Source organism: Streptomyces sp. NPDC034086 (genome assembly GCF_055575515.1).
Map to the genome: position 1 here is coordinate 41796 of NZ_JBVISM010000017.1, position 10874 is coordinate 52669.

Below are 10874 nucleotides of genomic sequence, written 5' to 3' on the forward strand. Positions count from 1 at the left end.
CGTGGGGATTCGTCCCGTGATCCGGATCACAAGGGGGGCTGCTGTGGCCAAATTACGGTCCAGTAGCGGGACTTGGAAGTTACGCGTCGGTAAAAACTGGCGCGTCGAGCCCTCCTCCAGTACCGCTCAGGGACGAGGGACGCCCCTGACCTGGACCTGAGGTGATCGCGGCCGTGCCGGCCGCTCCCGGCGCCGCCGGCCCGTCCGGCGGGCCCGCGCTCGCCCCGCACGGCCGCCCGCGCGCCGGCGGCGGCCTCCTCCTCCGGTCACCCTCGTACGAGGGGCCGGTCCTGCGCCTCGCCGAGCGCGCCGCCCGGCCGCGCGCGCAGACGGCCCGGCCGGTGCCGGGCGGCTTCTGACGGAGCGCGGGACGGGACCGAGGCGGGCCGGACCGTGCCCGGGCCGAAGCGGGCGTTGGCGCGGTCGATGGCGGCCTCCACCGTCAGCCGGGATTCACGGACCGGGTCCAGCGTGAGCTGGCGGGTCACGTCCTCGGCGCCCGTGAGGTCCTCCGCGCGCAGCACCATGCCGGTCAGCCGGGCCCGTTGCAGGCCGGCCGCGTCCATCAGGCGGTACGCGAGGGTGCGCAGGTCCTCGTCGTGGGCGGAGGGTTCCGCCAGCCGCCGGGACTTCTCCCACCGGGTGCCGCCCGCGAACTGCAGGGTCAGGGACAGGGACCGGGCCGCCTGGCGGCGTCCGCGCAGGGTGGCGCCGAGCCGGACCACGAGGCCGAGGAGCGCGGCCCGGGCGTGCGGGCCGTCCAGCTCCTGGCGGCTGAAGCCGGTCCGGACTGCGGCCGAGGAGGGCAGGTCGCGCGGGGTGACCGGGCGCGGGTCGATGCCGCGGGCGCGCTCGGCGGCGAGCCGCCCGGCCCGTTTGCCGAGGATCCGCTCGACGACCCCGGGCGGGACGTGGGTGAGCGCCCCGACGGTGTGCAGCCCGTACCGGCGCAGCGCCTCGGCCTGCCGGGGGCCGATCCCGTGGAGGGCCTCCACCGGGAGGGGGTCCAGGAAGCCGGCCACCGCCTCCTCGGGCACGGCCAGGATCCCGCCCGGTCCGGGGACGCGGGCGGAGGCCATGGCCGCCACCGCCCAGGTGGCGGCGGCCCCGATCCGGACGTCCGTGCCCAGCCGGGCCACCGCGCGCAGCCGGATCACCTCGGCGATGCGGGCGGGGCCGGCGCCGAAGTACCGCTGCGCGCCCCGGACCTGGACCAGCGCGGCCCGCGGCGGCAGGGCCTGGACCAGCGGGGAGAACTCGCGCAGCAGCTCCAGCACCTCGCGGTAGCCCTCCCCGGACAGGGCGGGGGCGCAGCGGACGTGGAGGACGCCGGCGGTGGCGCCGGTGCCGGTCATCCCGCGCTCCCCGGGCTGGAGTGCCACAGCTTGCGGCCCGTCGCGGCGCCGTCCCCGGGCGGCTGGAGGTCGGCCCAGGGGTTCATCTCGTAGCCGGTCGGGAGGTGGATCCGGCGGGCGGTTCCCGCGGTCCCCGTGGTGCCCGCACTCCCCGCGCCGCCCGCGGCGCCCGCCGCGGCCAGGGGTTCGGCGAGCCGGGCGGTGACCGCCTCCAGGCCGCTGCGGCCGCGCAGGTCCACCAGCTCGGCGAGGTCCCACGCGGCGGCGCCGACCACGCTCAGGCTCTGCGGGCCGCGCCGCTGCACGACTCCCCGTACGAGCAGCAGGAAGGAGTGGAAGACGGTGTGCGCGCAGGCCTCCTGGCTGTCGTCGAAGAAGGCCAGGTCGACCAGGCCGGTGCCGTCGTCGAGGGTGGTGAAGATGACGCGGCGGCCGGAGCGGACCGGCGGCGTCTGGGTGGCCGCCTTGGCGCCCGCGACCAGTACGGTCCGCCCGTGCCCGGTGTCCCTCAGGCGGGCGGCCGGGGTCACGCCCAGCTCGGCGAGGAAGGCGTGGTGGTCGGCCATCAGGTGGCGGGAGGCGTCCATGCCGAGGACGCCGAGTTCGGCGCTGAGCCGTTCGGCGTCGGTCAGGTCGGGCAGCCCGACGGAGGCCGTGGACCGGCCGCCGCCGAGGGGCAGTTGGGCAGCGCCGCGGATCCCGCCCCGGGCTCCGGCCGCACGCTGGGCACCGTGCAGTTCCGTCAGGTGCAGCAGCAGGTCACGGCGGTTGCTGCCGAACGCGTCCAACGCCCCGACCTGCGCCAGCCGTTCGGCGACCGGGCGGCCGGGGTGGGCGCGGTCCCAGAAGTCGCGCAGGGAGGCGTACGGCTGTCCGGCCTCGATCCGGCGGGCCTCGGCCTCGCTGATGCCGTGGACGTCGGCCAGGGCGAGCCGCAGCCCCCACCGTTCCCGCTCCGGCCGACCCGGCTCATCGGACACCAGTTCGATGCGGTGGGCGACCGCCGAGCGGTTCACGTCCAGCGGCAGCACCGGCACGCCCCGCCGCCGGGCGTCCGCCAGCAGCAGCCGCTTCGGGTACATCCCGGGGTCGTGGGTGAGCAGCCCGGCGTAGAAGGCCGCCGGGTGGTGGGCCTTGAGCCACGCCGACTGGTAGGTGGGCACGGCGAAGGCCACGGCGTGCGCCTTGCAGAAGCCGTAACTGCCGAAGGCCTCGACGATCTCCCAGGTCCGGGCGATCACCTCGGGCGCGTAGCCCCGCCCGGCGGCCGCCGCCGCGAACCAGGCCCTGATCCGGCCCTGGGAGTCCGGGTCGGAGAGCCCGCGCCGCACCCGGTCGGCCTCGTCCCGCCCGCAGCCGGTCATGACGTGCACGATCTCGATGACCTGCTCGTGGAAGACCACCACCCCGTACGTCTCGCGCAGCGCGTCGGCCAGGTCCGGGTGCGGGAAACGGACCGGGGCCCGCCCGTGCCGGGCCTCGATGAAGGGCCGCACCATGTCGGCGGCGACCGGGCCGGGCCGGAAGAGGGAGATGTCGACGACCAGGTCGTGGAAGGCGGCCGGCTGGAGCCGGCCCACCAGGTCGCGCTGTCCGGGGGACTCGATCTGGAAGCAGCCCAGCGTCTCGGCGGAGCGGATCAGTTCGTACGTCGGCCCGTCGCCCGGGGGGACCTGCGCGGGGTCGTCGAGGTCGAGCTCGAGGCCCGTCGCCCGCCGCAGCTCCGTGACCGCGTGCGCCATCGCGGACTGCATGCGCACGCCCAGCACGTCGAGTTTGAGCAGCCCGAGGTCCTCCACGTCGTCCTTGTCGAACGGGGACATGGGGAAGCCCTCGCCGCTGGTGGGCACCACCGGGGTGCGGGCGAGCAGCGAGGCGTCGGAGAGCAGCACCCCGCACGGGTGCATGGCGATCCCGCGCGGCAGCGCGTCCAGCGCCTCGACGAGGTCCCACAGCCGCCCGTGCTCCTCCTCCCGCACCTCGCGCAGTTCGGGCAGTTCGGCCAGGGCGGCCCGGGCGTCGCGGGCCCGGATGTGCGGGAAGGCCTTGGCGAGCCGGTCGACGGCGGCCGGGTCCATGGACAGGGCGGCGCCGACGTCGCGGATGGCGTGGCGGACCCGGTAGGTCTCGGGCATCGCGACGGTGGCGACGCGCTCGGCCCCGAAGCGGCCGATGATCCGGCGGTAGACCTCCAGCCGGCGGGCGGACTCCACGTCGATGTCGATGTCGGGCAGCACGCGCCGGCGCTTGGACAGGAAGCGCTCCATCAGCAGCCCGTGCTCGACGGGGTCGGCGTGCGCGATGCCGAGGAGGTGGTTGACAAGGGAGCCCGCGCCGGAGCCGCGTGCGGCCACCCGGATGCCCATGCCGCGTACGTCGTCGACGACCTGGGCGACCGTCAGGAAGTACGAGGCGTAGCCGTGGTGGGCGATGATGTCGAGTTCCTCCTCCATCCGGTCCCAGTACTCCCGCCGGCCGGCGTAACCGCGCAGCACCATGCCGGCCGAGGCGCGGGAGGCGAGCACCCGCTGGGCGGTGCGGCGGGCGGCGCCGACGAGGCGGGCCTCGGGGAAGTGCACGGAGCCGATGCCGAGGTCGTCCTCGGGGTCCACGGAGCAGGCCTCGGCGGTCTCCCGGGTCCGGGCGAGCAGCCGGCGGGCGTCGGCGGGGCGCAGCCCGGCCGCCTCGGCGATCCGTTCGGCGGTCACGGCCATGGCGGCGGGGTCCTTGAGCCACCGCTCGCCGCTGTCGAGGGTGGTGCGGGGGCCGAGGGGGACGAGCCGGCGGGCCGCGTCGAGGACGTCCGCGACGGGGCCCTGGCCCCGGTCGGCGTACCGGACGGCGTTGGTCAGCACGGCCGTGACACCCTGCTCGGCGGCGAAGCCGACGGTACGGGCGGCCAGGCGCAGCGAGCCGGGGCCGGTGCCGGTGCGGCCGTGGTGGACGGCCTCCAGGCGCAGGGCGTCGCCGTAGACCTCCCGCCACGGCGCGAGCAGCCGTGCGGCCCGGTCGGGGCGTCCGGCGGCGAGCGCCCGGCCCACCTCGGAGCCGGGGCCGAGCAGGACGAACACCCCGTCGCCGCGCAGGGCCTCCCAGGGCAGCAGGGGCTGCGGGCGCCCGGCCGGGGCGGGCACGGAGAGGCCGGAGGCACCGGCGGTGGTGTCCGCGCCGGTGAGCCCGCCCGCCACGGAGCCGGCGGCGTCCGCGCCGGAACCGGTGCCCGGCGCGGGACCGGAACCGGGGCCCGGGCCGGCGGCCCCGGCCCCCTCCTCCCGCCCGCCCGGGGCGGTGGCATGGGCGGCGGTGACCATCCGGCACAGCTCCGCCCATCCGGCGGCCCCGTCCCGGGCCAGGAAGAGCGCGCGCGGGGCGGACTCGTCCACGAAGGCCCCGCCCCTGACGGGCGTGCGCCTGCGGTACGAGATCTCCCCGGCGGCGCCGGCCGGCGGCCCGCCGGGCGCCCCCGCGGGGGACACGGCCAGGTCCACCCCGAAGACCGGGCGGATCCCGGCCCCGGCGGCCGCCTTCGCGAACCGCACCGCGCCCGCGAGGGTGTCGCGGTCGGTGAGGGCGAGGGCGTCCATGCCCCGCTCGACGGCGCGTTCCGCCAACTGCTCCGGGTGCGAAGCTCCGTACCGCATGGAGAACCCCGAAACGGTGTGCAGATGCGTGAACCCGGGCACCCGCGGCCTCCTGCTTCGCTCGACCTTCGACCTCCCCCTTCTCCACCATAGAGCAATTCGAATATCTGTGCGAAACAGTTGTTCGATCATCCATTCGGGGCCTCCCCTGCTGCGCGGAACCCCGTGCGCGACCAGCGTGGGAGCCATGACCCAGCCCGCCAAGAGCAGCCCCGAAGGACCGTCCGCCGGCTTCCTCGCCGAGATCAAGGACGCCGTGAGCGTCCGGGCAGCCCTGCTGGTCGTGGGGGTGCTGGTCCTCCAGCTGGCCTTCATCACCTCGTACGTCGGGGCCTTCCACCACCCCGAGCCCAGCCGGATCCCGATCGCGGTGGCCGCCCCCGCCGGGCCGGTCGCCGAGCAGACCGCGAAACGGCTCGACGCGCTGCCGGGCGGGCCGCTCGACCCCCGCGCCGTCAAGGACGAGGCGACGGCGCTCGCACAGATCCGGAACCGGGACGTGGACGGCGCGCTGGTCGTCGACCCGTCCGGCACCACCGACCGGCTGCTGGTCGCGAGCGGCTCCGGGGCCTCGCTCTCCCAGGCCCTGGAAGAGATCGTCGGCCGGGCCGAGAAGGCCCGGGGCCGCGCCCTCCGGATCGTCGACGTGGCCCCCGCCGACCGGGGCGACAGCCGCGGCCTGAGCTCCTTCTACCTCGTCGTCGGCTGGTGCGTGGGCGGCTATCTGTGCGCCGCGATCCTCGCGATCAGCGCCGGCGCCCGGCCCGCCAACCTCCACCGCGCGGTCATCCGGCTCGGGGCGCTGCTCCTGTACGCGGTCGCCGCCGGGCTGCTCGGCGCGGTGATCGCGGGCCCGGTGCTGGGCGCCCTGCCCGGCTCGCTCCCGGCCCTGTGGGGGCTGGGCACCCTGGTCGTCCTCGCGGTCGGTGCGCTCACCCTGGCCCTCCAGGGGGTGGCCGGCGTGATCGGCATCGGCCTGGCCATCCTGGTGGTCGTGGTCCTCGGCAACCCGAGCGCGGGCGGCGCCTACCCGTATCCGCTGCTGCCGCCGTTCTGGCGGGCCATCGGCCCGGCCCTGCCGCCGGGTGCCGGTACGTACGCCGCGCGCTCCTTCGCGTACTTCAGGGGCAACGGCGCGGCCGCCCCCATGCTGGTGCTGGCCGCGTGGGCGGTGGCCGGCTCCGTGATCACCATGGCCTGCGCGGTCATGCGCCGCGGCCGCCCGGGAGCCGCCGTGGGCAGCGGTCTGCCCGACGACTCCCCGTCCGTCCCCCGCTTCGCGGGCGGGGCCGCGGAGCCCGCCGAACGCCCCCGGCCCTGACCGCCCGCCCCTCGCCGCGACGCCGCGAGCCCTCCTCGACGGCTCGCACGGGAATTCCCCTCCGAGTGCGCCCTACCGCACTCCCCCACCGGGGAGCACAATCGGCCTGACCACCCGCGTCGGACGTGAGGGAGGGAGCGCGTGCGCAAAGTGGTGCGCACCGCGGACGGCCGCGCCCTGATGGCGGAACGCTGGGGCGACCCGGACGGCAAGCCCGTCCTCCTGCTCCACGGCATGCCCGGCAGCAGGCTCGGCCCGGCACCCCGCGGCATGGTGCTCTACCAGCGGCGGATGCAGCTCATCGCCTACGACCGGCCCGGCTACGGCGGATCCGAACGGCACCCGGGCCGCAGCGTCGCCGACGTGGCCCAGGACGTGGCCGCCGTCGCCGACGCCTTCGGGCTGGACACCTTCGCCGTGGCCGGCCGCTCGGGCGGCGCCCCCGGCGCCCTGGCCTGCGCCGCCCTGCTGCCGGAGCGGGTCACGCGGACCGCCGCCCTGGTCCCGATCGCCCCCAGGGACGCGGAGGACCTGGACTGGTTCGCCGGCATGGCCGCCTCGAACGTACGCGAGTACACCACCGCCACCGACGACCCCGAGGAGCTGGCGGCCCGGCTGATCCCGCGCGCCGCCGGTATCGCCCGGGACCCCGGCCGGCTCCTGGACGAACTGCGCCGGGACCTGACCGCCAGCGACCGCATGATCGTCTCGGACGCCGGTCTGCGGTCGATGCTGCTGCGCAACTACCGCGAAGGCGTGCGCACTTCGGCGTACGGCTGGATCGACGACATCCTCGCCTTCAGCAGCCCCTGGGGCTTCGACCCGGCCGGCATCCGCTGCCCCGTACTGCTCTGGCACGGGGAGCTCGACGTCTTCTCCCCCGTGGGCCACTCCCGCTGGCTGGCCCGCCGCATCCCCGGCGCCACCACCGCCATCGACCCGTCCGCCGCCCACTTCGCGGCCCTGCGCGCCCTGCCCGGCGTACTCAACTGGCTCCTGCGCGAACCCCTGGGGGAACAGCAGCCCGCCTAGGCCCTCCAGCCCGCCGCGCCCGGGGAAAACCGGCTTGCGGCAAACGGCCGAATGCGGTCCTCGATAAATGCGCCACCCTTTCTATAGAACGCGTGGCCAGGCGTCATGCCTCGGTTGCCAATGGGGTGGGGGCGAGTAAAGTCCACGCTTGACGGCCGGCAGCGCGCCGGCGTCTTTCCGCCCCTTTCAGATGGCCTCCCCGAGGACGGTGTCGTGAACACTTCCGCAACCCCCCCGACCAGCGCGGTCAAGGACCGTCGCGTCCCGCTCGCGAAGATCGACGTCCGCGCCGCTTCCGCGGCCGCGGCGCTCGAGCGGGTACTTCCCTCGGAATCCGGTCGTCGCGTCCAGGCACCGATCTTCAACTCCGCGCTCTGAACACGAGTTGAGCTCTAGACTGGTGGAATGACCCGCACGATCGCTTTCCGCGAGATCGTCCTGAAGGTTCACAGCAGATGCGATCTCGCTTGTGATCATTGCTACGTCTACGAACACGCAGATCAGAGCTGGCGAGCCCGGCCCAAGGTGATCTCCCCCGGGGTCGTTTCCCGGACCGCGTCGCGGCTCGCCGAACATGCCCGTGACCATGCGCTCCCCTCCGTCACGGTGATCTTCCACGGAGGGGAACCCCTCCTGGCCGGCCCGGACCGACTGCGCCTCGTGTGCGAGGAGTTCACCCACGCGCTCGCCGGCACCGCCGACCTCGATCTGCGGATCCACACCAACGGGCTCCAGCTCAGCCGCCGTTACCTGGACCTCTTCGCCGAGTACGGCGTCCGGGTCGGCGTCTCCCTCGACGGGGACCGCGCGGCCAACGACCGCCACCGCCGCTTCGCCGACGGCCGCTCCAGCCACCCGCTGGTGCTGGCCGCCCTGGACCTGCTGCGTTCGGCGCCCTACCGGCACCTCTACCTGGGTCTGCTGTGCACCGTGGACGTGGCCAACGACCCCGTCGCCGTGCTGGACGCGCTCGTGGCGCTGGAGCCGCCCCGGGTGGACTTCCTGCTCCCGCACGCCACCTGGGCGGCCCCGCCTGAGCGGCCCGGCGGCGCACCGGACGCGTACGCGCGCTGGCTGCTGCGGGCCTTCGACCGCTGGGAGGCCCTGGAACGGCCGGTGCCCGTACGGCTCTTCGAGTCCCTGCTGTCCACGCTGCGCGGCGGGCCCAGCCTGACGGAGTCCCTGGGGCTGGCCCCCGCCGACCTCGTCGTGGTGGAGACCGACGGGACGCTGGAACAGGCCGACTCCCTCAAGAGCGCCTTCGACGGGGCCGCGGCCACCGGGTTCAACGTCTTCGACCACGCCTTCGACGAGGTCGCCGCGCATCCCGGGGTCCGGGCCCGGCAGCTGGGGCTGGCGGGGGTCAGCGGCACGTGCCGCCGCTGCCCTGTCGTACGTTCGTGCGGAGGCGGCCTCTACACGCACCGCTACCGCGAGGACAACGGCTTCGACAACCCCTCCGTCTACTGCTCCGACCTGCGCGAGCTGGTGGACGGGGTCGAGGGGCGCAGCGCCGCCCGCGAGACCGCCCCCGAGCTCGCCGACCCGGCCGAACTGGCCCGGTCCCAGGAAGAGCTGACCCGGATCCTGCTGGCCCGGCTGCACGGTGACCTCGCGGGGGATCCCGGCTGGGCGCGGGCCTGGGAGCTGCTGGCCGGGGTGGAGGGTGCCGGGGAGGCGGGCGCGGGGGCACTGGACGCCGTTCTGGGCCACCCCTTCACCCGGACCTGGGTGCTGGAGGCCCTGGACGCGGTGCGGGAGGGGCGCCCGGACGGCCCGGGCACGGCCCGCAGGCTCGCCGCGCTGGCGGCCGCGGCCGTGCTGCGGGGCGGGCTGGAGCTGCCGGCCGAGGTGTCCTACCGGGACGGGGAGGTGTACCTGCCGACGCTGGGGCTGCTGCGGCTCGGGGAGCCCGGCACCCGGGGGCGGGCCGTGCTGCACACCACCGGCGAGGGGTACGCCGTCGTCCGGGCGGGGCGCACCGAGCACCGCTTCGGCCCGGCGGCGGGGGACGCGCGCTGGCTGCCCGTACGGTCCTGGTCGCCCCGTCCCGGAGGGCCGGCGGTGGCGCTGGAGGACCTGGACCCGTACCGCAACTGCTTCGCCCGTCCGCCCCGGCTGCGGCTCGGCGCCGGGGAGGCCGACGCGTGGCGGGGCCGCCTCGACGCGGCCCTGGCGCTGCTGCACCGCACCGTTCCCGGGTTCGCGCGGGCGGCCGCCGCCGGGCTGGGCACCCTGACGCCGCTCGCCGGCGGCCCGCGGGCCGGGGGCTGGGGCGAGGCCGGGCGGCACGGGCCGGGCGCGCTCGGGGTGCCGTACGGCGCCGGGGTCAGGGAGACGGCCCTGGCCCTGCTGACCGGCCGGCGACGGGCCCGGCTGCGCGAGCTGACCGAGGTGGCGGACCTGTACGCGCTGGACGGGGCCTGGCAGCACCCCTCGCCCTGGCGGACCCGCCCGGTGCCGGTGTCGCGGCTGCTGGCCGACGTGCACGAGCGGGTCGCGGTGGAGGCGTACCGCCGGGCCACGGGCACGCAGGAGCCGGGCGGCACGGACCGGATCCACCGGGCGCTGGACCGGCTGACGGAGGCGGCGGAGCTGACGGTGACGGGCAAGCGGCTGGTGGAGGAACTGCGCTGGGAACTGAAGGCGGTCGACGCATGACCCCCGCCGCCCCACCCGGCACGCCAGCCCCACCCGGCACGCCCACCCCACCCGCACCCCACCGGCTGGCCTCCCAGCTGCGGCAGCTCGGCGTCCGGCCCGGACAGCGCCTGCTGGTGCACGCCGCCCTCGGCGGCACCGGGCTGCGCGCCGAGGCCCTGCGCGACGCCCTCCTCGCGGCCCTCGGCCCCCGGGGCACGCTGCTGGTCCCCGCCTTCACCGCGGAGAACTCCCTCACCTCCACCGCCCACCTGGCCCGTATCGCCGGCCTGGACGAGGCGGAGGTGGCGGCCTTCCGGGCGCGGATGCCGCCCTTCGACCCGGAGCTCACCCCGAGCCAGGGCGTGGGCGCCTTCGCCGAGGTGGTCCGCACCACCCCCGGCGGCGCCCGCAGCGGCCACCCGCAGACCTCCTTCGCCGCGCTCGGCGCGGACGCGCACCGGCTGTGCGCCGGTCACCGCACCGAAAGCCACCTGGGCGAGGAGTCCCCCCTGGGAAAACTGTGCGGGGAGGGGGGGCGGGTACTCATGATCAACGTGGGGTTTTCGGCCTGTACGGCATTCCATCTCGCGGAGTACCGAATTCCGAAACCCCCCTTGCGCATGTACGACTGCGTGGTGAAGGTGAACCATCCGGAGGGGCGGCGAGGGCCCTCCCGGGAAGGGGAGTGGACGACGTACGAGGACGTCGCGCTGGACGACGGCGATTTCGAGGAGATCGGCCGGGCGTTTCCGGATTCGCTGGTGCGCAGGGGGCGGGTGGGAGGGACATCCGCCGTGTCCTTCTCGATTCCGCGTGCCGTGGACCACGCCCAGGCCTGGATGACCGAAAACAGACGCTGATTGACTGAACGATGAGGGGATG

Annotated in this window: 7 protein-coding genes; 5 read left to right on the top strand and 2 right to left on the bottom strand. The window is 75.9% G+C overall.

The features are described from left to right. Positions 1-266: 266 nt before the first annotated feature. Both ACZ514_RS28120 and ACZ514_RS28125 read right to left on the bottom strand, forming a co-directional pair. Positions 267-1355, bottom strand: a complete 1089-nt coding sequence (locus ACZ514_RS28120) for a DNA polymerase Y family protein (protein WP_468173253.1) — start codon at positions 1353-1355, stop codon at positions 267-269. Continuing rightward, entirely contained in the window at positions 1352-5038 is a 3687-nt protein-coding gene (locus ACZ514_RS28125; RefSeq protein ID WP_469125978.1) for a DNA polymerase III subunit alpha, read from the bottom strand. The genes ACZ514_RS28120 and ACZ514_RS28125 overlap by 4 nt, the downstream gene beginning before the upstream one ends. Positions 5039-5183: 145 nt before the next feature. On the opposite strand from ACZ514_RS28125, the gene ACZ514_RS28130 reads away from it, so the two are divergent. The 5 genes from ACZ514_RS28130 (at position 5184) to ACZ514_RS28150 (ending at position 10852) form a co-directional block, all read left to right on the top strand. Continuing rightward, positions 5184-6317, top strand: a complete 1134-nt coding sequence (locus tag ACZ514_RS28130) for a DUF3533 domain-containing protein (RefSeq protein ID WP_468173257.1) — start codon at positions 5184-5186, stop codon at positions 6315-6317. A gap of 180 nt (positions 6318-6497) precedes the next feature. Continuing rightward, on the top strand, positions 6498-7349 hold the full coding sequence (locus tag ACZ514_RS28135) for an alpha/beta fold hydrolase (RefSeq protein WP_468173362.1): 852 nt from the start codon (positions 6498-6500) through the stop codon (positions 7347-7349). Between the two features lie 213 nt (positions 7350-7562). Then, on the top strand, positions 7563-7727 hold the full coding sequence (gene fxsA, locus ACZ514_RS28140; RefSeq protein WP_388943403.1) for an FxSxx-COOH cyclophane-containing RiPP peptide: 165 nt from the start codon (positions 7563-7565) through the stop codon (positions 7725-7727). Positions 7728-7754: 27 nt separating this feature from the next. Next, on the top strand, positions 7755-10010 hold the full coding sequence (fxsBH, locus tag ACZ514_RS28145; protein ID WP_468173259.1) for a radical SAM/SPASM protein FxsBH, inactivated beta-hydroxylase extension form: 2256 nt from the start codon (positions 7755-7757) through the stop codon (positions 10008-10010). Next, on the top strand, positions 10007-10852 hold the full coding sequence (locus ACZ514_RS28150; RefSeq protein ID WP_469125979.1) for an AAC(3) family N-acetyltransferase: 846 nt from the start codon (positions 10007-10009) through the stop codon (positions 10850-10852). Before fxsBH ends, ACZ514_RS28150 begins: the two co-directional genes overlap by 4 nt. Positions 10853-10874 lie beyond the last annotated feature (22 nt).